Origin of the sequence: Rhizobium sp. NZLR1b, from assembly GCF_019685155.1 — a bacterium.
Lineage (GTDB): Bacteria > Pseudomonadota > Alphaproteobacteria > Rhizobiales > Rhizobiaceae > Rhizobium.
This window is the reverse complement of sequence record NZ_JABDWC010000012.1, coordinates 94,983-118,144: the sequence shown is the minus strand read 5'-3', so window position 1 is coordinate 118,144 and position 23,162 is coordinate 94,983. Positions and strand designations below refer to the sequence as shown.

General features: G+C 59.9%; 24 protein-coding genes. 9 read left to right on the top strand and 15 right to left on the bottom strand.

Annotated elements, in window-relative coordinates; genetic code table 11:
- Positions 1–5 precede the first annotated feature (5 nt).
- The 7 genes from HJB84_RS18455 to HJB84_RS18425 form a co-directional block, all read right to left on the bottom strand.
- Positions 6–977 carry a D-glycerate dehydrogenase gene (locus HJB84_RS18455; RefSeq protein ID WP_221116555.1) on the bottom strand — a complete coding sequence of 324 codons (972 nt, stop codon included), beginning with the start codon at positions 975–977 and terminating at the stop codon, positions 6–8.
- 240 nt (positions 978–1,217) lie between these two features.
- Positions 1,218–2,339, bottom strand: coding sequence for a branched-chain amino acid ABC transporter substrate-binding protein (locus HJB84_RS18450; RefSeq protein ID WP_207581533.1), 1,122 nt, complete (start codon positions 2,337–2,339; stop codon positions 1,218–1,220).
- A gap of 120 nt (positions 2,340–2,459) precedes the next feature.
- The gene (locus tag HJB84_RS18445; protein ID WP_207581534.1) at positions 2,460–2,813 is read right to left on the bottom strand and encodes a DUF6867 family protein; all 354 of its coding nucleotides are present in this window, start codon (positions 2,811–2,813) and stop codon (positions 2,460–2,462) included.
- A 19-nt stretch (positions 2,814–2,832) separates the two neighbouring features.
- On the bottom strand, positions 2,833–3,576 hold the full coding sequence (locus tag HJB84_RS18440) for an ABC transporter ATP-binding protein (RefSeq protein ID WP_207581535.1): 744 nt from the start codon (positions 3,574–3,576) through the stop codon (positions 2,833–2,835).
- Positions 3,576–4,451: an ABC transporter ATP-binding protein gene (locus HJB84_RS18435; protein WP_207581536.1), complete on the bottom strand. Its 876-nt coding sequence runs from the start codon at positions 4,449–4,451 to the stop codon at positions 3,576–3,578. Before HJB84_RS18435 ends, HJB84_RS18440 begins: the two co-directional genes overlap by 1 nt.
- Positions 4,451–5,842 carry a high-affinity branched-chain amino acid ABC transporter permease LivM gene (livM, locus tag HJB84_RS18430; protein WP_164014065.1) on the bottom strand — a complete coding sequence of 464 codons (1,392 nt, stop codon included), beginning with the start codon at positions 5,840–5,842 and terminating at the stop codon, positions 4,451–4,453. The genes HJB84_RS18435 and livM overlap by 1 nt, the downstream gene beginning before the upstream one ends.
- Positions 5,843–5,846: 4 nt before the next feature.
- On the bottom strand, positions 5,847–6,749 hold the full coding sequence (locus HJB84_RS18425) for a branched-chain amino acid ABC transporter permease (protein WP_207581537.1): 903 nt from the start codon (positions 6,747–6,749) through the stop codon (positions 5,847–5,849).
- Positions 6,750–7,285: 536 nt separating this feature from the next.
- Between HJB84_RS18425 and cysQ the strand changes: the two genes are divergently transcribed.
- Both cysQ and HJB84_RS18415 read left to right on the top strand, forming a co-directional pair.
- On the top strand, positions 7,286–8,083 hold the full coding sequence (gene cysQ / locus HJB84_RS18420; protein WP_221116554.1) for a 3'(2'),5'-bisphosphate nucleotidase CysQ: 798 nt from the start codon (positions 7,286–7,288) through the stop codon (positions 8,081–8,083).
- Positions 8,084–8,817: 734 nt separating this feature from the next.
- Entirely contained in the window at positions 8,818–9,543 is a 726-nt protein-coding gene (locus HJB84_RS18415; protein ID WP_164014068.1) for a sugar transferase, read from the top strand.
- Positions 9,544–9,995: 452 nt separating this feature from the next.
- On the opposite strand, the gene HJB84_RS33620 is transcribed toward HJB84_RS18415, so the two are convergent.
- Complete coding sequence (locus HJB84_RS33620; protein ID WP_259669530.1) at positions 9,996–10,268, bottom strand: hypothetical protein; 273 nt, start codon at positions 10,266–10,268, stop codon at positions 9,996–9,998.
- A gap of 414 nt (positions 10,269–10,682) precedes the next feature.
- Between HJB84_RS33620 and HJB84_RS18405 the strand changes: the two genes are divergently transcribed.
- Positions 10,683–10,958 (top strand): DUF1153 domain-containing protein, encoded by a 276-nt coding sequence (locus tag HJB84_RS18405; RefSeq protein WP_007533628.1) that lies wholly within the window; start codon positions 10,683–10,685, stop codon positions 10,956–10,958.
- 20 nt (positions 10,959–10,978) lie between these two features.
- Here HJB84_RS18405 and HJB84_RS18400 read toward each other — a convergent pair whose 3' ends face one another.
- Positions 10,979–11,446 (bottom strand): paraquat-inducible protein A, encoded by a 468-nt coding sequence (locus HJB84_RS18400; RefSeq protein ID WP_221116553.1) that lies wholly within the window; start codon positions 11,444–11,446, stop codon positions 10,979–10,981.
- A 133-nt stretch (positions 11,447–11,579) separates the two neighbouring features.
- On the opposite strand from HJB84_RS18400, the gene HJB84_RS18395 reads away from it, so the two are divergent.
- Positions 11,580–11,858 (top strand): GNAT family N-acetyltransferase, encoded by a 279-nt coding sequence (locus HJB84_RS18395; protein WP_207581540.1) that lies wholly within the window; start codon positions 11,580–11,582, stop codon positions 11,856–11,858.
- A gap of 259 nt (positions 11,859–12,117) precedes the next feature.
- Here HJB84_RS18395 and HJB84_RS18390 read toward each other — a convergent pair whose 3' ends face one another.
- On the bottom strand, positions 12,118–12,468 hold the full coding sequence (locus tag HJB84_RS18390) for a hypothetical protein (RefSeq protein ID WP_026188505.1): 351 nt from the start codon (positions 12,466–12,468) through the stop codon (positions 12,118–12,120).
- 435 nt (positions 12,469–12,903) lie between these two features.
- Between HJB84_RS18390 and ctrA the strand changes: the two genes are divergently transcribed.
- Positions 12,904–13,605 (top strand): response regulator transcription factor CtrA, encoded by a 702-nt coding sequence (gene ctrA / locus HJB84_RS18385; protein ID WP_003542362.1) that lies wholly within the window; start codon positions 12,904–12,906, stop codon positions 13,603–13,605.
- 182 nt (positions 13,606–13,787) lie between these two features.
- Here ctrA and HJB84_RS18380 read toward each other — a convergent pair whose 3' ends face one another.
- Together HJB84_RS18380 and chpT are read right to left on the bottom strand one after the other, a co-directional pair.
- Positions 13,788–14,150, bottom strand: coding sequence for a response regulator (locus tag HJB84_RS18380; protein ID WP_207581541.1), 363 nt, complete (start codon positions 14,148–14,150; stop codon positions 13,788–13,790).
- Between the two features lie 121 nt (positions 14,151–14,271).
- On the bottom strand, positions 14,272–14,919 hold the full coding sequence (chpT, locus tag HJB84_RS18375; protein WP_207581542.1) for a histidine phosphotransferase ChpT: 648 nt from the start codon (positions 14,917–14,919) through the stop codon (positions 14,272–14,274).
- Positions 14,920–15,113: 194 nt separating this feature from the next.
- Here chpT and HJB84_RS18370 point away from each other — a divergent pair, with 194 nt between their 5' ends.
- On the top strand, positions 15,114–15,701 hold the full coding sequence (locus HJB84_RS18370; protein WP_207581543.1) for a DUF1134 domain-containing protein: 588 nt from the start codon (positions 15,114–15,116) through the stop codon (positions 15,699–15,701).
- A gap of 116 nt (positions 15,702–15,817) precedes the next feature.
- Positions 15,818–16,978: a hypothetical protein gene (locus HJB84_RS18365; RefSeq protein ID WP_221116552.1), complete on the top strand. Its 1,161-nt coding sequence runs from the start codon at positions 15,818–15,820 to the stop codon at positions 16,976–16,978.
- A gap of 59 nt (positions 16,979–17,037) precedes the next feature.
- On the opposite strand, the gene HJB84_RS18360 is transcribed toward HJB84_RS18365, so the two are convergent.
- Positions 17,038–17,862 carry an RNA methyltransferase gene (locus HJB84_RS18360; RefSeq protein WP_221116551.1) on the bottom strand — a complete coding sequence of 275 codons (825 nt, stop codon included), beginning with the start codon at positions 17,860–17,862 and terminating at the stop codon, positions 17,038–17,040.
- 7 nt (positions 17,863–17,869) lie between these two features.
- The gene (locus HJB84_RS18355; protein ID WP_221116550.1) at positions 17,870–18,256 is read right to left on the bottom strand and encodes a hypothetical protein; all 387 of its coding nucleotides are present in this window, start codon (positions 18,254–18,256) and stop codon (positions 17,870–17,872) included.
- Positions 18,257–18,297: 41 nt separating this feature from the next.
- Here HJB84_RS18355 and HJB84_RS18350 point away from each other — a divergent pair, with 41 nt between their 5' ends.
- Positions 18,298–19,323, top strand: coding sequence for an RluA family pseudouridine synthase (locus tag HJB84_RS18350; protein WP_221116549.1), 1,026 nt, complete (start codon positions 18,298–18,300; stop codon positions 19,321–19,323).
- Positions 19,324–19,503: 180 nt separating this feature from the next.
- Positions 19,504–20,412: an RNA polymerase sigma factor RpoH gene (gene rpoH, locus HJB84_RS18345; RefSeq protein ID WP_007630673.1), complete on the top strand. Its 909-nt coding sequence runs from the start codon at positions 19,504–19,506 to the stop codon at positions 20,410–20,412.
- Between the two features lie 208 nt (positions 20,413–20,620).
- Here rpoH and HJB84_RS18340 read toward each other — a convergent pair whose 3' ends face one another.
- Positions 20,621–23,125, bottom strand: a complete 2,505-nt coding sequence (locus HJB84_RS18340; RefSeq protein ID WP_207581548.1) for a hypothetical protein — start codon at positions 23,123–23,125, stop codon at positions 20,621–20,623.
- Positions 23,126–23,162 lie beyond the last annotated feature (37 nt).

Sequence of the window (23,162 nt, the reverse complement as noted above, 5' to 3'; positions counted from 1 at the left end):
CCGCATCAAGCCACCCGATCCGGCAGGTCCCTGCCCTCGAAGAATGCCGTCACGTTGTCGACCACCTTCATACCCATGGCAGTCCGCGTCTCTTCCGTAGCGCTGCCGAGATGCGGCAGCACCATGACGTTCTCCATCCGCCGCAGCGCCTTCGGCACGTCAGGTTCCGCCTCATAGACGTCAAGCCCGGCGCCACGAATCGTCCCCGCTTCAAGTGCTGCAATGAGCGCCATCTCATCCACCACGTCACCGCGCGCGGTATTGATGAGAAAAGCATTCGGCTTCATCGTCGAAAGCCGCGCCGCATTCATCAGGTGCCTGTTCTCTGCTCCGCCAGGGCAGTGCAACGAAACGAAATCGGCAGCCGCCAGCACATCCTCGATCGCCGGCAATTGCCGCGCGCCGTACCGCGCCGCCTCCGCGGGATCGACGGTCGAGCGATTGAAGAACACGACGTCCATGCCGAAGCCGAAATGGCAGCGTTGCGCAAACGCCTTGCCGATCCGGCCGAAGCCGATGATGCCGACCGTCTTGCCGGTTACCTTGGTGCCGATCATATGGGTCGGGCACCAGCCCGTCCATTCGCCGCCGCGCAGTTGCCGTTCGCCCTCGCCGCCGCGCCGGGCAACGGAGAGCAGCAGCAGCACGGCGATATCGGCCGTGCAGTCGGTCAGCACGCCGGGCGTATTCGTCACCGCAATGCCCTTCGCCCTGGCGGCTGATATGTCGATATGATTATAGCCGACGCCAAAATTTCCGAGGATCTTAGTGACCACAGGCGCGCCTTCGAAGACGGCGACCGGCAACCGATCGGAAACCGTCGGCAGCACCGCATCATAGGTAGAAAGCGCCAGCCTCAGCTCATATTCGCCGAGCGGACTGTCGTTGCCGTTGAGCGTCACATCGAAACGTTCGGCAAGGACGGCCTCCACCGCGGCTGGCCAGCGCCGGGTGACGAGAATGCGGGGTTTAGACATGGGCGGCTCCACTCGACGCTTCAAAAGGATGACGAGAGTTAAAGCATGTCGCGCAAAAGTGTGCAGCGGTTTTGCGCTAACGACTTGCGTAAAAACAAAGACCTAAAGCGCGAGGAGCGATTCCGAAAGATCGCGACGAACTTTAGACCAGCCCGGCGGAAATTGGAACGTTTCGCAAAAAGAAAGAAGCCCGGTCGGAACCGGGCTTCGATAGTCATCGCTCACAAAGGTAGCGAAAGCTTACTTGCCCTGCGGGACGTAGGTGTACTTGCCGTCCGCGCCCTTCTTCCATTCGTACATGATGTAACCAGGGATCTTCGGGTCGCCCTTTGCGTCGAACGAAATGTCGCCGAGAACCGTCGGGAACGGACCCTTTTCCTTCATGGCCGTAGCAACAGCCTCAGGATCCACCGAACCGGCAGCCTTGGCGGCACCGACGATCGCCTGCATCGCAGCATAGGAATAGAGCGTGTAGGCTTCCGGGTTGAAACCGGCGGCCTTGAACTTTTCGACGAGTTCCTTGTTGGCCGGGTTCAGCGTCGGATCAGGACCGAAAGTGTTCAAGGTACCGGCAACAGCGTCGCCAGCGATCGAGGCCAGTTCGTTCGAAACGATACCGTCGCCCGAAACCAGCGTTGCCTTCAGGCCCTGATCGGCGGCCTGGCGGATGATGAGACCGGCTTCCGTGTGCAGGCCGCCCCAATAGATGATCGAGACGCCGGCTTCCTTCATCTTGGCGATGAGGGCTGAGAAGTCCTTGTCGCCGACGTTGATGCCTTCGTACATGACTTCCGTCAGACCGGCGGCATTCATCGCCTTCTTGGTTTCGTCAGCAAGACCCTGACCGTAAGGTGTCTTGTCGTGAACGACGGCGATCTTGGCGTCCTTGAAGTGATCGGCAAGATACTTGCCGGCGATGGCGCCCTGCTGATCGTCACGGCCGCAGGTGCGGAACGTGTTCCAGAGGCCCCGTTCCGTAAACTTCGGGTTCGTAGCGGCCGGGGTGATTTCGAGGATACCGTTTTCGGCATAGACTTCCGAAGCCGGGATCGAAACGCCAGAGTTGAAGTGGCCGATGACGAACTTGACGCCGTCGGCAACGAATTTGTTGGCGACCGAGATGCCCTGCTTCGGGTCGGAGACGTCGTCGCCGAGCTCGAGCTTGATCTGCTCGCCGTTGATGCCGCCAGCAGCATTGATGTCGGCGGCCGCCTGCTCGGCGCCCTTCTGGAGCTGAGCGCCGAACGCGGCGTTCGGGCCAGTCAGCGGACCAGCGACTGCGATGAGGACGTCGGCCCATGCGTTGCCGCTGAAGGCGACCATCGCCGTCAGAGCCACTGCCGACAGAAGAGACTTCTTCATATTGTTACTCCCAATTTTTGGGCGGGTTCCGGTCCAAGGCCCAGCGCACTACCCACCATTGACTGCGCTAGGAAAGCTGTTCCACTCTGAAGGCAATTCATGCCTAGTTTCAACGGACTGTCAATGTTTGTCCTTCCACGAAAACGCGGAAGTTTTTTCATACAGCCAGTAATAGTTGTTGACCATCTGATTGGTACGGCGAAAGCGGAAGCCGGCCGTCGAGAAGACCAGCAGCATTACGAAATCGATGCAGTAGTAGAGGGTGCTGAGCATCGGCCCATCAAACAGGGCGTGGTGCAGGAACTGCATCGCCCAGGCGAGTAGGAAGGTGTAGACGACAGTCAGCGGATAGTCGTTCCAGCCTTCGGCAACCGCCTTGCCGGCGCGCCAGGCCGTCCAGAAGCCAATCAGCACGACGATCGCGCGGATGATCAAGCGGGCGCCGGTATCGCTTTCGAAGAAAAGTCCCTGCATGTCAAACTCCCCCTTCGAGCTAGTGTCTTCCGCCTTCGAGATAAGCAGCACGGACTTCAGGATTGGCGAGCAGCTCCTTGCCGGAGCCGCTCATCGTTACCTTGCCGTTCACCATCACGTAAGCGCGGTGCGAAAGCCTGAGGGCGGCAAATGCGTTCTGTTCGACAAGAAACACCGTCAACCCTTCCTGTTCATTAAGCTTCCGAATCGCCTCGAAGATGCCCTTGACGATCAGCGGCGCCAGACCAAGCGAGGGTTCGTCGAGAAGCAGCAGCTTCGGGCGCGCCATCAGCGCGCGGCCGATCGACAGCATCTGCTGCTCGCCGCCTGAAAGGGTGCCGCCGCGCTGGGCATGGCGTTCCTTGAGACGTGGGAAGAGCGTGAATATCTTCTCGACGTCCTCGGTGAAGTATTTGAGATTGTCGAGGCCGGCGCCCATCTGAAGGTTCTCCAGAACCGTCATGCGTGGGAAGATGCGGCGACCTTCCGGCGACTGCGCGATGCGCAGGCGGGCGATTTCATGGGTCGGAAGCTTGGTGATGTCGCGGCCCTCGAAGACGACCGAACCGACACGGGCCTGCGGGCTGCCGCAGACCGTCATCATCAGCGTCGACTTGCCGGCGCCGTTGGCGCCGATCAGGCTGACGATCTCGCCCTTGTTGACCTGGACATCGACGCCAGCCAGCGCACGGATATTGCCATAATAGGTTTCGACGCCATTTACCTGAAGGAGCGGTTGACCCGTCATTACTTCATCGCCCATCAGTTTGCGCCTCCTTCGAGCTGCTCGACGGTTGCGATCACCTCTTCCACTTCTTCATCCTCGACACCGAGATAGGCCGCGATGACCTTCGGATCGTTCTTCACGTGATCCGGCGTGCCATCTGAAATCTTCTGGCCGTATTCTAGGACGACGACGTGGTCGGAGATTTCCATGACCACCGACATGTCGTGCTCGATGAGCAGGATAGATGTTCCGGTTTCAGCGCGGATGCTCTGCAGCAGCGCGTTGAGCGTAGCCGATTCCCGCGGGTTCAGGCCGGCGGCCGGTTCGTCCAGGCATAGCAGTTCCGGGCCGGTGCACATGGCACGGGCGATCTCTAGACGCCGCTGGGCGCCGTAGGGCAGATCGCCTGCCGGATCGTCGGCGCGGTCGATCAGATCGGCCTTCTCCAGCCAATAGCGCGCAAGCTCGATTGATGCGGCCGCCTCCCGTTTGTAGGGACCGATTCCGATGAGGCCGAGGATCGTATAACCCGACGCCTTCATCAGCTTGTTGTGCTGGGCGACGAGCAGATTCTCGAGAACCGTCAGGCCGGAGAATAGCCGGATGTTCTGGAAGGTGCGCGCCACCTTGGCTTCTTTAGTGATGCGAAAGTCCGGCAAACGCTCCAGCAGGTGCTGCTTGCCGCTCTTCTGGTTGAGCGTGATCATCCCCATCGTCGGCTTGTAGAAGCCGGTGATGCAGTTGAAGACGGTGGTCTTGCCGGCACCGTTCGGCCCGATCAGCGCGGTGATATCGCCGCGCTTGGCTTCGAAGGAGAAGTCGTTGATGGCCATCAGACCGCCGAACTTCATCGACAGGTGTTCGACCTTGAGAAGCGTATCGCTGGACATGGTGTTGGTGACGGGGCTCATCAACCATGGCCCTCCTTGATGAAGCTTCCGGATATTGCCTTGCGCGCCTTGAGGAAGGCGGTCGGTTCACGCGAACCGACGAAACCGCGCGGCTTGAACAGCATGACCACGACCATGGCGAGGCCGAAGATCAGCATGCGATACAATTCTGGCGTGAAAGTCGGCCCGAAGATCACTTTCAGGAAGTCCATTTCGCGCAGCAACTCGGTGCCGCCGACCATGACGATTGCGGCGATCGCAATGCCGGTCAGAGAACCCATGCCGCCGAGGACGACGATGGCGAGGATGACGGCCGATTCCAAGAAGACGAAGGATTCCGGCGAAACGAAGCCCTGACGGGCAGCAAAGAAGGACCCGGCGAAACCGGCAAACATCGCTCCCGTCGCAAAGGCCGTGAGTTTGGTCGTCACCGTATTGATGCCGAGCGAACGGCAGGCGATCTCGTCTTCGCGCAACGCTTCCCAGGCGCGCCCGATCGGCATGCGGCGCAGTCGGATGGTCACGTAGGCGGTCAGCATGCAGAGCGCCAGGATAAGGTAAAAAAGGAAGATCTTGTAGTAAGCCGAGGACATCGGCAGGTGAAAAAGCTTGGCGAAGCCGCCGGCCGTCGCATCGAAGGGAATGCCGAAGAGCGTCACCTTGGGAATGCTCGAGATACCGAAAGTCCCCTTGGTGACATCCGTCCAGTTGATGATGACGAGGCGGATGATTTCGCCGAAGGCGAGCGTCACGATGGCGAGGTAGTCGCCGCGCAGGCGCAGCACCGGGAAGCCGAGGATGACGCCCCAGAGTGCGGCGAAAATGCCGGAAAGCGGCAGGAGAACCCAGAAGGACAGGCCGAAATGGCTCGAAAGCAGCGCATAAGAATAGGCGCCGACTGCGTAGAAGGCGACATAGCCGAGATCGAGAAGACCGGCGAGGCCGACGACGATGTTCAGCCCCCAGGCAAGCATCACATAGATCAGGATCTGGATGCCGAAATTGTCGACATATGTCAGCGAGCCCTGAGGCCCTTTGATCGCCACCACCACCATGGGATAAAGCAGCAGCGCGATCAGCGCGATCTTTAGGAAATGCCGGTGGAAGAAGCTCTTCTCGGTTGAGATGGCGAGTTCACCCTGTCTCGCCTTTGCCAGCTTGCGGCTGTCGAGATGCGGCCGCAGGAAAACCACCGTGGCGAAGCGGCCGATCGCGGCGACAGCGACGAAGATCGCAAGCAGCCCCCAGCGCTGGACGATGATCAACTCGTTGTTGATGTTCTGATCGGTCTTGAGGCCGACATACAAAACGAACATGCCGAACGACAGGATGGCGGCGAAAAGAGCTTCGGTAAGGCCTTTACGGACAAGTCCTGCATCGGGCTTGCCTGCGGAATTATCAATGTTTGCCATGACGTTACACCTTCTCGACTTCCGGCCGTCCAAGAATACCCGTCGGCTTGAAGATCAGCACGAAAGCGAGGATGGCGAACGTCGCGACATCCTTGTACGCGATGGTGAAATAGGCCGACCACAGCGATTCGATCAGGCCTATCATCAATCCGCCGAGAACCGCGCCCGGCAATGAGCCGATGCCGCCGAGAACGGCTGCCGTAAATGCCTTGACACCCGGCGTGAAGCCGTCGGCGAACGAGGCGACACCATAATACATCAGGTACATCGTGCCGGCGACGGCGGCCAGTGCCGCACCCATGACGAAGGTGATCGAAATCGTCTGGTCGACATTGACGCCCAGCAGCGCCGCCATCTTGCGGTCCTGCTCCGTGGCGCGCTGGGCACGGCCGAGTGCGGTACGATTGACGATGTACCAAAAGACGGCGAGCAGCACGACCGTGATCACGATGATGACGATCTGTTTCAGCGACACCGAGACGTTGCCGAACTGATAGACCGAGCTGATCATCGGCGGGATCGGCTTGTTGCGCGGACCCTGCGTCACCTGGATGAAATTGGACAGCACGATCGACATGCCGATGGCGGTGATCAGCGGCGCCAGGCGGAAGGAACCGCGCAGCGGACGGTATGCGACTCGCTCGATCGTCCAATTCCACAAACTCGTCATCAGCATCGCGACGACAAGCATCGCCAGCAGCAGAACCGCCACCGGAAGACCTGCGAAGATGGATGTGAGGACGAGAAAGACGATAAGAGCGGCAAAACCACCGAGCATGAAAATGTCGCCATGGGCGAAATTGATCATGCCGATAATGCCGTAAACCATCGTATAGCCAATAGCCACAAGGCCATAGATGGATCCGAGCGTCAGCCCATTGAAGAGCTGCTGGACGAAATACTCCATATGTCGTTTTCCCCTGGATACGAGCCCAACAGGCTGCATCTCTTTTTGGTTCTTTGGTTCCCCGTTTCAGAGAACCTCATAGGCCGAATGCATACCGGTTTCGTTGGAAATGTGAAGACAAAAAGGATTTACTCCGACAAATTCTTGTCCGAACAGGCCTAACTGGCGCATTTTGAACCAAAGTCCACAGAAAATCGGCAAGGAAGGACCTATTTTTGGTCATAAACTGCCAGCGAGTTAACGATCCGAAGATGTCGCCGTCGATTTTCTACGCCGTTCGTCGCACAAGCGATTCCATAGAATTGGAAGATGGCGCAAATTCAAACCCCAACCCAGGTTCTTTTACGAATACCATTTCACCAGCAGACGCCCGATCTTCGTCTGACATCACTGAAAACTTATGGTAGCATCGTGGAACTGCGGTATCGGGGATGCAGAGCGCGACGGGAAGCACCATATCAAGCATGTGGTGAAAGGGATGGTTTGCGGATGAGCGACCGTGGGGTGCTCGCCGCATGGCGAACGGCAAAAGGACAATGCTGAGGACATTTGAACGGGCGGCGCTCGAAGCCGGCAAGGCCATTATCACGGTCTTGCGCAATGGCTTCCCGGTCGCCATGAAAGCGGATGCAAGTCCAGTGACGGTCGCCGACGAGGAGGCCGAACGCATCATCCTCGCTCATCTCGCCAGAGATTATCCCGAAATACCCGTCGTGGCGGAAGAATCCGTCGCCGCCGGAAAGGTGCCCGACATCGCCGGCCGAGGCTTCTTCCTGGTCGACCCTCTCGACGGCACGCGCGAATTCGTCGATGGGCGGCAGGAATTCACCGTCAACATCGCCTATATCGAGAACGGCGCCCCGGTGGCCGGCATCGTCTATGCGCCGGCGCTCGGCCTTGCCTTCTCAGGAGAACGGGGGCGGGCGCAAAGGTTCGTCGTGACCGATGATTTCGCGGTTGGCGCACGCGCCGCAATCGCCGTGCGCGAACAGCCGGACGACAGGCTGGCGCTTGCAAGCCTTCGTCACAACAGCCCGGAGACCGGAAACTTCCTCGCCCACCACGCGATCTCCAAATGCACGAATATCGGCTCCTCGCTGAAATTCTGCCTGCTGGCCGAAGGCAAGGCCGACGTCTATCCGCGCTTCACGCGTACTATGGAATGGGACACAGCGGCTGGCGATGCGGTGCTGCGCGCCGCTGGCGGTTCGACGGTGACGCTGGACGGCGCACCGCTGACCTACGGCAAGACCGGAACTGCCGCCGATTTCGACTTTGCCAACCCGAACTTCATCTCCTGGGGCGGCACCAAACGCGTCCTCGAACCGGTGTAGCCACCCGCAGCAATCCCTGAACGTCGGGCAGCGGCGCGATTTCTCGCACCGTGACGATTTCTGCACCTGCCGCGGCAGTCGCAACCGGCCTCAGCTTGGAGCCCGTCCCTTCTCTCCTAATGTCTGCCGGAAGTGTGCAGCGGTTCCGGGACAACAACACGCGCTTGGGAAGCGGGCGCCACGTGATCCAGGTCATATCGTCTTGTCATGATCGAGCGGCTGTCCACGGGACCGGACCGCTGGCAGCGGTCTGAGAGTGATTCGCAAACGGCGTGCGCGGATCAGGTGATTCTGGGGTGCGACGCCGTTTTTCCATCGTTCCGACGCCAGATCGTGACCCGTTCCGCCTTGATTTTGTCATATTCCGACACAGTTTGAGAATGATCGAGCAGCCTCGCTAAAAAGTTTTCGCGTCGGCAATCGTTAAAATTACCGTCTGACGACCGTCGGTCGCGTGCCGAAACAGCACGTCGGAACACCCCTGGAAGCCCTCGCCAAAGGCCTAGAAACCTTGACGAAATTCCAATTATTAACGAAATATCATGAGCTTGCCTCAACTTAACGCAAATGCGAAAGATTTGCTGCGATGCGATATTTCTCTGGACACCATTACACAATTGTCGCATTTTTCCGTTTTAGTAGGGTTACCAAGACCTGAGTGCAGCCCTGGTGACAGGGTAAACCATTGATCGCCTATTGCCGCCGCACCCCTCGAAGACAACAGAGTACGATCCTTGAGCATCACGGAACTAAACAACAGCATTTCGACAGAGTCCTTTAGGCCAAGCCGCCGCCAGCAGCCCAGCCCGAAGATCCAGACCCCTGTCATCCATAGCGATGCGCCGCAGGCGCCGTGGATGGATCTCGTCTTGAAGCGGGCGTTCGACATCGTTTCGTCGTTGAGCGCCCTCCTCGTCCTCGCCCCTTTCCTTCTGTTCGTCGCCTTGCTGATCAAGCTCGACAGCCCAGGACCGGTGCTCTTCAAGCAGACCCGCTGGGGCAAGAACTGCAAGACCATCAAGGTCTACAAGTTCCGCTCGATGCGCACCGATCTTTGCGATGTCTCGGGTATTGCCCAGACAGTGAAGAACGATCCGCGCATCACCCGCGTCGGCGCCATTCTTCGCCGCACCAACGTTGATGAGCTGCCGCAGTTGCTGAACGTGCTGATGGGTCACATGTCCGTCGTCGGTCCGCGCTGCCATGCAATCGGCATGCGTGCCGGCGGCATGCTCTACGAAGAGCTGGTTCCGGAATACCATCAGCGCCATGCCATGCGTCCCGGCATGACGGGTCTTGCCCAGATGCGCGGCCTGCGCGGCCCGACCGACCGTCCGGCCAAGGCGCGCGCGCGCATCGTCAGCGATCTCTATTACGTCGGGAATTTTTCGATTGTGATGGACATCCGCATCATTGCCGGAACCGTCGTGTCGGAGCTGACCCGCGGAAAAGGTTTCTAAGCTTTATGAAAGGGACCGGCTGCCTCGGCAGCCGGTCCCGCAATGCTCTGGCGCCCGCCTGCATGCGGCTGACCAAGAGCTTGCGCATTGCGCTCCTCAGATAAGTCCCAGCGTGTGTGACGAGAGACCGAAATGATCGTGACTCATCGCTGCCTTTGCCGGCCGCCGACCAGCGCGCGCATTCGATTTCGCGCCGAGTAAGCCTCGCCGACCGGCTGTCGTCCGAACTGCATCGTCGCAAAACCTTGGCCAGAAGTTCCATGCACCTGTGACGCAGCGCCATCGCGTGCTTGGACATGGGCAAGCGCCTGAAAAGGCGTAGATGTATTATTTCAGGTCATCGCCGTGCGAGCGCGAAGGCGAAGGCACTCTTCAGCGCATGCATCTGAAAGAGCGGGTTGAGGCGGCGTCTTTTGGCAACGCCGCCCGCAATCGCCCCTCCTTACAGAAGATTAGGCACGATCGTCCGCTTCGCCACGGTCACCAATCTGATGCAATAGAAGAAATCGGTCGCCCAGCAAAAGCCGGTCAGGCTTCCCTCCGAGTTGCCGGTCAGCCGGACTTCGATGAAAGCCGTGCGGTCGCTTCTCGGGAAAGCCGAGGGCAAGATAAAAATCGAAGTCCGCAAGCTTTGTCATCTCGCCGAGCCGCTCCTTGCCGCCGTTCGGCGCGACCGGTCCGTGAAGGCGAAAATCCAGCATCCTCAATGCAATCGCCGCGCGCATGCTCACTTCTTTTCATCTTCGTACCACGTATGGCCTGCTTCAACCGAACCCCGCCGCTGGCAGCAAAAGGCTCCGAGCCGGGGCGTTGGCAAAGACGACTTTTGCACTGCATCCGACGAACCAGATCACCAAAAGCGCGAGCTGGACTGATACACCAAAAGGAACGGAGACGATGTCTTGCGCTCAGCCCTATACCCAGCGCCACAAAGATCATCCCGGCAAATCAGTCCTATTTCTTCGGCTCGCCCCCTTTTTGCAGCGCTACAAATTGACGGCCTGCAGAAGGCCGTCCCAGGCCACCGGCCGCGCCAGGGCATCTAAATTTGTTATCAAAGTCTTACGATGAGTTTAGGCAATTTTTAAATGTGGCAAGCTAGAGTGGCGTCCGTGGTCTTGCGTTGTGTAGAGAGTCCAATGACCGAAATGATACGTCCCCGAGTTAAATATGTCATCGGCCCCGATGGCAGCCCCCTGACGATCGCGGATCTTCCGCCGCCCAATACGCGGCGCTGGGTGATCCGTCGGAAGGCAGAGGTTGTCGCGGCTGTTCGCGGTGGCCTGTTGAGCTTGGAAGAGGCCTGCGAGCGTTATACGCTCACGGTCGAAGAATTCCTCTCCTGGCAGTCATCGATCAACAGCCATGGCCTTGCCGGCCTGCGCACCACGCGCATCCAGCAATATCGCCACTGATCGCACGCCATCATCGACATCTATTTCGGGCCGGACGCATCTCCCGTCAGAGAATGAAGAAGGCCCGAAATCATTGACGAGGCGGCGTAACACCAGAGGCCGGGCTGGGTGAAGGCGTTTGCCACCCCCGTTGTCTTCGCCGCCGCAATGACGATCGCGACCAGCAGCACGTCCATCATTGACCACTTGGACAGATGCGGCACGACGCGACGATAGAACAGGCTGCCGGCCCCACCGCCGGCGGTCGTCACTTCCGCGGCAATGCCGATCATCTTCAGAAGCGGGAGCAGAATCGAAACCAATGCGACGATCGCCGCCAACAGCCCATCCCCGCCTTGCCACAGCGACATGACGATCTCGATGAGCGAAGGCGTTCTGTCGAAGAAATACAGCGTCTCGAAATGGACCAGCGGCAGGACCAGGCCGAGCGCCAGGAAGAACGGCGCGGCCACCAGAAGAACGGGGCGGATCATCAAAAGCGCTCTCATTGCGCTGAACCCCGCATCGATCCGACATTTTTCATGAACACTTCGTCTCCCAAAGAATCGCCGCACAGGCTTGGCACGGCTGTGTGGCCGTGTCACCGTCGGCTACCACCATATCTGGTTGCAAGGAACGACAATGGACATTCGAAATGAAGATGGCGCCTCCGGGGGCCGCTATGCAGCCGAGGTCGAAGGGCATGCGGCGGAGATGACCTATTCGCGCGCATCGGCGAAGCTTATCATCATCGACCATACGGCTGTACCCGATGCGCTGCGCGGCAAGGGTGTAGGCCAGGCATTGGCGCTTCATGCCGTGGAGGCAGCCCGAACCGGCGGCTGGAAGATCATACCGCTGTGCCCCTTTTTCAAGGCGCAGGCACAGCGCCATCCGGAATGGCAGGATGTGGTGAACTGATTCTGGCCCGAAGGGGCGGTTTTAAGCCGACGACCCTTCAGACGGCGAAAACACCAAAAGCCATGTATGACGGACAGTGCGCCCGTCATACATGGCTTCTCAGTGGCGATCGCCAGGGCGCCGAAGTCGGCGCCCGCGGTTTTCTTTTACGCCCTAGAACAGGATGATTTTAGGCCAGATCGGCCTAAGATCTGAATCCTGTTCTAAATTGAAGAGTAAGAGCATGATGTCGTCCGAAAACCGCTCACACTTTTCGGCATCATGCTCTGGCGCGGGCGCCGCTGTCACGCTCTTCCAGCGCCGTCGCTCTTGCATATTCGGCCTGCATCTCCTCGAGCGCCATTTCCAGCGTCTCTTCCTGCATCTTCAGTTCCTTGATCGAAACCTGCAGGTTATCGGCCCGCTGACGCGCGGCCTTGGCGAAGGTCGGATAGGCAAAGTGATTCGGATCTGAGATACCGGACTTCTTTTCCTCGACGACGATCTGGCTTTCCAGATCCTTCGTCATTCGTTCGAATTCGGACATCATCATCTGCAACTGCTGCAATTGACGTCGTTTTTCGTTCACCTGAAACTCTTTCAGACGAACGAGGCTCTCTCGCGACTTCATACGCATTACTCCCGTGATGCGAGACCCCGGCTCAACTTGAAACCGCCCTGCGCGCCGCTTTGACACGGTTTGCTAAAAAATTTCCTGCGATATTAACAAATACCTACCGCTGGTAACCTTTCGTTTACGGGCATCGTTAATGATAGGCCAGATGATTTAAGGGTCGGTAAATGCCGCGGCATGAAGTTCGAACCTTTTCATTGGCGAGTCGGATGAATCACTTAGCGCCTTTTCCTAATGTCAAAGTTTAGGAGCGCCATTTGAGATTCCTATTGGAAAACAGAGAAATGGAAAAAATATTTAATAAATTCGATACTCCTTGCCAGAGTGAATTAGAATTTGTTAACCATTTCGTGGCAGCTTCCAAATCACGTAGCGTGTTCGGTATCGTGTAGGGGGCCAGACCACCTTTCGGCGGCGGTAAAGGGGATAATTATGCGGGTACTTCTCATCGAGGATGATAGCGCGACGGCGCAGAGCATCGAGTTGATGCTGAAATCAGAAAGTTTTAATGTTTATACCACCGATCTCGGTGAAGAAGGCGTCGATCTGGGCAAGCTGTATGATTATGACATCATCCTTCTCGATCTGAACCTGCCCGACATGTCCGGATATGAAGTGCTTCGCACGCTCCGGCTGTCCAAGGTCAAGACACCGATCCTCATTCTGTCGGGCATGGCCGGCATCGAAGACAAGGTTCGCGGCCTCGGCTTCGGCGCCGACGACTACATGACCAAGCCCTTCCACAAGGACGAGCTCGTCGCCCGCATCCATGCCATCGTCCGCCGCTCCAAGGGCCACGCCCAGTCGGTCATCATGACTGGCGAACTGATCGTCAATCTCGACGCCAAGACTGTCGAAGTCGGCGGCCAGCGTGTCCACCTGACGGGCAAGGAATACCAGATGCTGGAGCTGCTTTCGCTCCGTAAAGGCACTACCCTCACCAAGGAAATGTTCCTGAACCACCTTTATGGTGGCATGGACGAGCCGGAACTGAAGATCATCGACGTCTTCATCTGCAAGCTCCGCAAGAAGCTCGCCAACGCCGCCGGCGGCGCCAACTACATCGAGACCGTCTGGGGCCGTGGCTACGTTCTGCGCGAGCCGGATGGTGCCGAATACGCCGAAACCGCCTGATTTTCCGATCCCCCTTATCGGATAACGAAAATCCCGCCCTTTCGGCGGGATTTTTCGTTTCTGCCTGGCAATAAGAACCCGTCCTGAGAGGATCGGGGCTGGATCGGTACAAAGGGAAACAATGGCTGCGGCCGAACGTGCTTACACCTTCGGCATCATGCTGCATGGGGAGAGGCATGCCATCAGGCAGCGATTGCGCGGTTTCCAAAAACAGCGGTCAAGATCTTGCGATCGAACGGCTTCAGCAGGAAGTCGGTGGCACCGGCCCGTTTGCCCGCCATCAGCTTCTTCAGATCCGCCTCGACGACACAGTAGTAGATCTTGACCTCTTTGCCGCCGTCCATGGCGCGGATGGCGGCGATGAGGTCGAGAGCGCCTTCCATGCCGGAATCGACGATCAGATATTCCGGCAGCTCCGCCTGGCAGCGCTGCAGTGCCTCGGCGGCGTTGGAGGCCTCGCTGACAAGAAAGTCGAGTTCAGAGAGAATGCGCTTGCCGACCTTGCGGACGATATCCGAATTGTCGGTGATCATGAACCTTTGCATGGGCGCTCCTTTGCCCCCGCATTCGTCGCAGCAAGAGGCCTCTTACAACCCTGGAGGATAGGTCCATCAGGCTAAGGAATCGTTACCGGACGGGCGCGTACACCCGCCCCTCGCTCCGAAATCAGGCAGCGGCGGCTACCGCAGTGAACACCAGCTCTTCTGGGCTGGCGCTGTGATCAAGCGTCATTCCGCACTCCTGCGCCAGAAGCACGGTGTAATAGGGCTGGATCGAATGAGCGTCGATCGCCTCCTCGATGGTGCCGGTCGATATCTCGACGAATTTCGGCGGCAAGCGCATCAGTTTGCCTTTGGCCGTGAGCTTGAACCTTGCATCGAACTCGGGGTTCTCAAGCGTTACTTCGAGGACGCCGCCGCGCGGGATAGCGGAATAAGCAACCAGAAAGAGGTTGAGCAGCAGCTTGACGCGATTCTTGGCGACGATGGCGCGCGGCCCGTTCCAGATCACTTCGGTCTTCTTCTCGGCGACGGCGAAATCTTTGGCTGCTCGCTCGGCCTCGCCGGTGTCGATCGAGGCACCGACAGAACCCGAAGCGCCAAAGGCGAGGCGTGCGAATTTCAGGCGAACGGAGGCGTTGAGCGCGCTGGTGCGGATCAGGTCCATCGCATCGGCATCGGCACCACCCTCATCCAGGAGTTCCAGGCCGTTATTGATCGCACCGACCGGTGAGATGACATCGTGGCAAACGCGGCTGCAAAGAAGCGCGGCCAGATCCGGGCCGGCCAAGGTGAGATTAAGGTTCTTGGACATCATCGTCTCCTGAGGGGCAGCAATTTCATTGCGCCCGGGAATATGCTTCATCAAAATTGCGCGAAGTTTGCGATCGTATTCGGTGCCATAATGACACCATATTTGGTAAACCGATTGTTAAGATCATCGGCGCAAAATGCACCAATCGCCGCGAGCGCTTGCCCGCTCCAGCCAAACGACGAACGGATGATACCATGTGCCCTCGATTTCCGCACCGATTCATCGACTTCTACAGGTTGCTTTCGGCCCTCGTCTTCTCCTCGCTGATGGTTGCCGGACCTGCCTCCGCTCAGGACAACGGCCAGTACACGATGCAGGAAATCGTCGACGCCGGCCACTCCTTCTTCGGTTCCGCCAGCGGCGGACTTGCCAAAGTCGTCGAGAGTGCCTTCCAGAAATACGGCCTGCCAAATGGCTACATTCTCGGACAAGAGGGCGGCGGCGCCTTCATCGCCGGCCTCACCTACGGCGAAGGTCAGTTGAACACCAAGAACGCCGGCGAACACAATCTCTACTGGCAAGGTCCCTCGCTCGGCCTCGATTACGGCGGCCAAGGCTCACGCGTAATGATGCTGGTCTACGACCTGCCCTCCGTCAACGGTATCTATGCCCGGTTCGGCGGCGTCAGCGGCTCTGCCTATGTGATCGCCGGATTCGGCATGACGCTTCTCAAGAACAATGACGTCCTGGTCGTGCCGATCCGCACCGGCGTCGGCGCCCGCCTGGGTATCAATGTCGGCTATCTGAAGATCACCCAGGCACCGACCTGGAACCCCTTCTGAGGCCGCAAGGCCGCTGGAATCCATCCTCGCCCGCATCAGCGGCCTTGCCATACGTGTCCTGCGTGCTTAATCATCGCGGCTGACCCCGTATCAACCTTCGAATCGATGGCCGCGCCGTGATCGAATATGCTCTCTTGTTCGGATTGGGCTTCCTGACCGCGGCCTTCCTCGTTTTTCTGGTCTCACCCGCCGTTCACCGCCGCATTGTCTGGTATACCGAGAACCGCTTGAAGGCGACCATGCCGCTAAGCCCGCAGGAGGTTCGCGCCCAGAAGGATATGGTGCGCGCGCTCTATGCCGCTGAAAATGCCCGGACCGCCCAGGACCTTCTGCGTGAGCGGGAGAAATCCCTTTCGCTCCAGCTTCGCCACGACGCGCTTGCCGTCGATGCAGGCAGGCTTGCCGCCGATATCGGCGAATTGCAGGCCCAGATCGGCGAGATGCATGTCGAGGCCGCCGAGCAGCGCTCGCATCTGCGCAAGGACGAGAATTATATCAGTCAGTTGAAGACCAATCTGCATATTGCCGAACAGTCCGTTGCCAACAAGGAGAGCGAACTGGCGACGATGAGGACGCGGCTGAGCAAGCTCGGCGAACAGACCGATGGACTGAGGATCGACCTGGCTGCACGCGAAACCGAGGCGGAGAGCCTGAAATTTCGCGCCAACGCCTTGCGCGACGAACGAGACACGTTGCGCCAGGACGTCACCCTGCTGCAAAAGCGTGCCAAGGATGCCGAACAGAAATTGACGCAGCAGCAGCACATGGTGATCCGCCTGGAGGATAAGGCCGCGCGCGACAGCGCGTCGGCCGCCGAAAAAGAAACCCTGGTCACTCGCCGCCAGCAGGAGATCGTCAAGTTGAAGGAACAGTTGAAGGCTGCCAATGCCGAGATCCGCAAGGTCAACCACGTGCTGCGCGACGCCGGTCTTGCCGGGATGGCCGCGGAGTTGCCGGCGGAGATGGCGGCCGAAGATACGACGACAGTCACGCTCGACGCCGCCGTTGGCACGGCTGAGATAGGCCAGGATGTCCGCAAACGCAGCGCCGCCCTTGCCGAGCGCTTGCAAAAGGCAAAGGCCGTACCCGGGCGCGATGGCACGATCCGTGAGGAGATCGCCTCGATCGCCGCCAACATGGTGGCGCTGACCGCACTCAATGAAGGTCCCTCATCGCCGATCCGCACGCTTCTCGCGGAGGCTGCGGAAAAGAACCCGAACGATCGCGTCAGCCTTGCCGACCGGGCAACGGCGATCATCGCCGATCCCCAGCGCTGAGACCTGCAGCAATTCAATATGCTACGGCGTCCTTCGTGTGTCTAAAAAGACGCTATAATTTAGATCCGACCCATCGCGGAAGCCATGGAAAATAGAGCGATCCCCGTCGCCGTCGCGGCGTTAAGGCTGTCGAGTTCCTCCGACTGTGGAATGCGCGCGCTCTGAAAGCGCGCAAGCAGCGCCTCCGGTAACCCCTCCCCCTCCGTGCCGACGACGAGCGCCATACGCATTGAAGCCGGAATAGCGCGGATATCGGTCTTGCCGTGCGGCGAAAGCGTCCAGATGGCAAAGCCCCGGTCGGCAAGTGCCAGAAGCATATCCAGTGCCTTGCCACCGCGCCGGTGCGGAACGCTCAGCACCGAACCAACCGAGACACGCAGCGCCTTGCGGTAGAGCGGATCACAGCTGGTTTCGTCGAGCAGCACTGCATCGGCCCGGAAGGCGGCTGCATTGCGGAACATCGAGCCGGCATTGTCATGATTGGAGATGCCGCAGCCGACGAGAACCAGCGCCCGTTCCGGCAGCGCGTCGAGAAGTGCCGCCTCCCCGCGATCCTCCCGCCGGCCGAGTGCGAGTACGCCGCGATGCAGATGGAAACCGACGACGCCGTTAAGCACATCAGCCTCGGCGACAAAGACCGGCACGTCGGCCGGCAGTCGTTCCAGGATCGGCAGAACGCCGTCGACGCGGTTGCGCAGCAGCAGGATCTTCTCGGCGAAAAAGCCGCGGTCTCCCAGGTGCGCCTCGGCGAGCATGCGCAGCACGACAGTGCCTTCGGCGATGAAGCGGTTCTCTCGGCCTGTCAGGTCACGCTCGCGGATGTTGCGGAATTCCGCGACGCGCGGATCGTCGGCGCTGTCGATGGTGATCGGGACGGCGGCCATGCCGGCCTCAATTGCCCGAGACGGTGAGATCGGCGACGGTGCGGCCAGTCCTGAGATCGAAGACCAGCGCCTTACTTTTGCCCTCGGCCGTCTCGCCGTAAAACAGGATCTGCCCTGCAGAAAACGAAGTGGACTGCACCTTGAAGCCGAGCGGCAGGGAAACCGTCGCCGAAAGCGGCGCATCCGAGGGCACGCCGGAGGCGGAAACCGTCGCCGCTGTGTCCTTCGGTTCGCTGTGCATCGTCTTGTAGACAACCGCCCCGAAGACCGCCATAAGGCTCACGAACATGATGGCGCCGGAAACGACCTGCAGGCGGACCATCTTGCGCCGGACACTTTCCATCGCCGGATCAAGGGGCTTCTCTTCCTGATCGTCTGGCTCGATAGCTGTCATCTGTGCGTCCCATTCTAAAAATACGTCGGAGAAGAAGCGTCTTGAGCGACCCCTTTAAACAAGCAGCCGGCAATAGAAAAGTCCTGACCGCCGACGAAACCGCAGAAGGCCGGCTCGACACCTGGCTGACGGCACAGGTCGCCGAGGAATTTTCGCGCAGCCGCATCAAGGCGCTGATCAAGGACGGCCAGGTTCTTCTGCGCGGCGAACCCGTCACCGACCCCCAGCGCAAGGTGCGCAATGGCGACAGTTTCGAGATCACGCTTCCCGAGCCGGAAGACCCGACGCCGCAAGGCGAGGATATTCCTCTCGATATCCTCCATGAGGACGAAGACGTCATCGTCATCTCCAAGCCTTCCGGTCTCGTCGTCCATCCCGGGCCTGGCAACTGGACGGGGACGCTGGTCAACGCGCTGATCTATCATTGCGGCGATACGCTCTCCGGCATCGGTGGCGTGCGCCGGCCTGGAATCGTCCACCGTCTAGACAAAGACACGACAGGGGTCATGGTCGTCGCCAAGAACGACATTGCCCATCGCCACCTCTCGCTCCAATTTGCCGACCATGGCCGCACCATGCCGCTCGAGCGCGCCTATCAGGCCGTCGTCTGGGGCCGGCCCCGCACGCTGACGGGCACGGTCGACGCGCCGCTTGGCCGCGCCACCGGCGATCGCACGCGCCGCGCCGTCAAGCGCGCCGACAGTCATGACGCCGACGAGGCGATCACCCATTACGAGGTGGTCGAGCGCTTCCAAGAAAAACCCGACGCGACCGCGCTTGCCTCACTGGTCGAGTGCCACCTCGAAACCGGCCGCACCCATCAGATCCGTGTCCATATGGCCCATATCGGCCATCCGCTGCTTGGTGACACGGTTTACGGCGCTGGCTTCAAGACCAAGGCCAATATCCTGCCCGAAGAAATCCGCAAGGTCGTCAACGGTTTCGGCCGCCAGGCGCTGCATGCCTTCATGTTGCAGTTCGAGCATCCCCGCACCGGCGAAATCATGCGTTTCGAAGTGCCGCTACCGGATGATATGGTAGAACTGGTCGAGTCATTGCGAGGATAGAGGCGTCTTCGACCCCATCTCACACCTGCGTGAGCGGCACCTTGAACCGCCGTTTCGCCACACTTATCTGTATGTTGACTTAGTGCGGGCTTGCAGTAGAGCCGCATGTCCCGGTTTGCCTTTTTTAACGCGAGAACGCGTTGCCGACGGGAGCCGGAAGCCACTTTAGGAGGGTGCACTATGGCCCGAAATACCTTGCCGTCCATTACCGCCGGCGAAGCCGGTCTCAATCGTTACCTCGACGAAATCCGCAAGTTTCCGATGCTTGAGCCGCAGCAAGAATATATGCTCGCCAAGCGTTATGCCGAGCACGGTGATCGCGACGCCGCCCACCAGCTCGTTACCAGCCATCTTCGCCTCGTCGCAAAGATCGCGATGGGTTATCGCGGCTACGGCCTGCCGATCGGCGAAGTCGTCTCCGAGGGCAATGTCGGTCTGATGCAAGCCGTCAAGAAATTCGATGCCGAACGCGGCTTCCGCCTTGCCACCTATGCTATGTGGTGGATCAAGGCCTCGATCCAGGAATATATTCTGCGTTCATGGTCGCTCGTGAAGATGGGCACGACCGCCAACCAGAAGCGCTTGTTTTTCAACCTGCGCCGGCTGAAAGGCCGTATCCAGGCAATTGATGACGGCGACTTGAAGCCGGAGCACGTCTCCGAAATCGCCACCAAGCTGAAAGTCTCGGAGGAGGAGGTCATTTCGATGAACCGCCGGCTGTCCGGCGACGCTTCGCTGAACGCGCCGATCAAGGCGGCCGAAGGTGACGGCGGCCAATGGCAGGATTGGCTGGTGGACGACCATGACAGCCAGGAAGACGTGCTGATCGAACAGGATGAGCTCGATACCCGTCGGCGTATGCTGGCGAAAGCGATGAGCGTGCTGAACGAGCGCGAACGCCGTATCTTCGAGGCTCGTCGCCTCGCCGAGGATCCGGTGACCCTGGAAGACCTTTCGACCGAATTCGACATCAGCCGCGAACGCGTCCGTCAGATCGAGGTCCGCGCCTTCGAAAAGGTGCAGGATGCTGTCCGCAAGGAAGCCCAGGAACGCGCCAAGGCCGTCCGCGTCGTCGAAGCAACGGCATAGACCTGCCGCGTGAGAATGCATGTCGCCCGGAAGTGCGTAGTGGTCCCGGAATAACGACATTAGAATGCGCCCGATAAATCGCGTTTTGATGCGACGCGCTTTAGAATTGAATAAGGCGGGTCCTTGCGGCCCGCCTTTCTGTTTCATTCTCTTTTCGCAGCCTCGGCACCCTGTCAAAGGCCGGGAAAGCTGGCATTGCGGACGACCATCACTGACTCGTCGACACATCCCCGAGCGCAGTCCATTCCTTGATCGCGGTATTGAAGGCGTCCGTTCCCGTGCCCCCCTTTTCCATCGTCAGTAGCGCGCGGCGACCGTTGCGGTAGGTGACTGGGATATCGATCCAGCTACGGGTCGCCATCAGATCGAGATTGGCCTTGCGCGCATCGGGATAGTCGTTGAGCGCGATCATGTGGAAATCGTCGGTGATCTTGGCCGGAACCGCGATCAGCGCGTCGCCGCGGTCCTGCTCTGTGCGCTTCATCGAGATGCGCTGGACGCTGTCGATGCTGCCGCCTTCGAAATTCGGCGGCACCGAGAAAACGATCTCGACCAGATGACTTGCCGGCAGCGACGGATCGGAATTGCGTTTGAAAGTGACGAGTGCCGAGAGATTGCGTTCCGGCACGGTGACGTTGCCTTGCACCGTCGCCTCCTGGCGGCCGTCCTGACCGGCCTCGTGCTGCACACTCCAGACGACGGATCCCTCGATCGCGGTTGGCGAGCTTTGGCCGATACGTTCCTCATAGAGGAACATCTTTTGCGACGAACCGACGGGGGCGGTCTGCTGCGGAGATGCCGCCGGGCCGTTCGGCGTCAGCGTTTCGGCTGGTGCGACATCGCCCTGGGCGCTGGCAGGCGGCGTATCGGCTGCAGCGACATTCTGTTCGGCGACCGATTTTCCTTCCGCGGTCGGCGTTCCCGGCACCGTCGCCGGTCCGCTGTCGACCTCGGTTCCATCCATCAGCAGCCGCTGAGTGAATTTCGAATTGGCCACGGCGCCGTCATTGTTCAATGACGCCACCTGCGGGTTCGGCTGGGCCGGCGCCACTGGGGTATTCTGTGCTCCTGGCGTGGTCGGCTGAGCTGGCGCCACCGCGCCCGGCTGGGCAGGCGTCGCGGAGTTAGCCGGCGGCGGCGTCTCGTTCTTGGTCGCCTGCGACGGTGCCGAACTGACGAGCCCGTCGACCATCGCCACCAGCGCCTCTCTGTTCATCCAGCCGGCATAGGCGCCGCCACCAATCAAGATGAGTGCGAAGATGAGTGTGATCACGGTGCCGATGCCGAAGCGGCGGCGCTTCGGCTCCATCCGGAAATTCTTGCCCTGCAGCTTGGAAGCGACGATCCGATCGATGTCCATCGCCGGATTGGCGTCATCATCGTCAGTGGCGACCGAGCCGCGGCGGTCGTAGCCGCGCAGCGCCTTCGCCTCGCGCCATTCCTCGCTCGGCGCGCCGCTTGCAGGCGCCGGCTTGCCGTTGTGCACTTCCGCGAAGATATCGACATCGTCGAAATGCGAGGCCACCGGCGTCTTCTTGCTGCTGCCGGCGTCGATCGGCGGCAGATCGTCGAAGGCTGCGGTCTCCCAGGAGAAACTTTCCTTGGCCGTCGGCATGACGGCCGCAGGCGCGACTTTTTCGAGGCTCGAAATCACCTCTTCGAAGGCGCGTGCCGAGACGTCGGCGGTGACTGGCGCCGTTTCCGAATATTGCCGGAGTTCCTCTTGCGCCCATTCGGTCTCGGCATCCTTCGGCGCCGGAGCCGGCGTTTCGGCGGCGGGCTCGCTCCAGACGGGATCGAAATGCGCTGCGGCATCGGCCTGCAGCGGCTCCTCGCGGCTGTGCTCGACGAATTCCTGCGGACGATCGAACTCTGCAACCGGCTCCACCAGCCGATGGGCAGCATGGTCTAGGCCGCGCGCGACGCGTTGGGAGGCGTCGATAGGCTCGTACGCCTTCTCGGCAGCCGGCTCCTCGCTTTCCACCGTCGCCGGTTCGGCCGCGAGTTCTTCGGCCTCTGCGGGATGCTGCTCGTCGGGATGATATTCGCCGGATTCCTCGTTGCGATTCTCGGCAGGCGGCTCCCAGCGCTCATCATCTGCAGGCCAAGCCTCCGCAGCGATGTCGCGCCCCTCGCTGGAATGCCATTCCTCGGCCGGCGCTTCCTCTTCATGCGAGGGATGCCAGTATGTTTCGGCAGGAACGGGTGTCTCTGCCTGCGCGGGAGCGGTGGCCTCGGCCGCAACAGACGTCTCCGGGAGGCTGCGCGCTTGCTCGGAGAGAGGTTCCTCGTCCGCCAGCTTTTCCTGGGGCTCCTGCGGCGCGGCTGCCTCCAGGTGATCCGGCTCGTCGGCGGGCTCAACCGCCTGCGGTTCCGCAGAGGCTTCGTAGGTCGGCTCTTCGACGACAGGCGCAGGTGTTGGTTCGCTTTCGTCGTGAACCGTTTGTTCTTCCGAAGATTCCGGCGCGGGGACCGCGGCAACCGCCGCCTCGAGCGGCAGCGCTTCGGAGTGTTCGCCTTCCACTTCGCGGATGGCGGCCTCGAGTTTTTCGAGCTGGCGTTGCAGCATGGCTTCCGGCGGACGCGGCTTCATGTTCTCGAGCTGCCGCTGCACTGCGCCGCGGGCACGTTCGTAGACTTTCACCCGCATCTCGGGGGTATTTTCAGCCAGGCCGTCGACGGCCCGCCGAATAACTGCAATAAAATCCGCCATCAGTACTTTCTCAAGAAGTCCGGCACCCTACCGAACT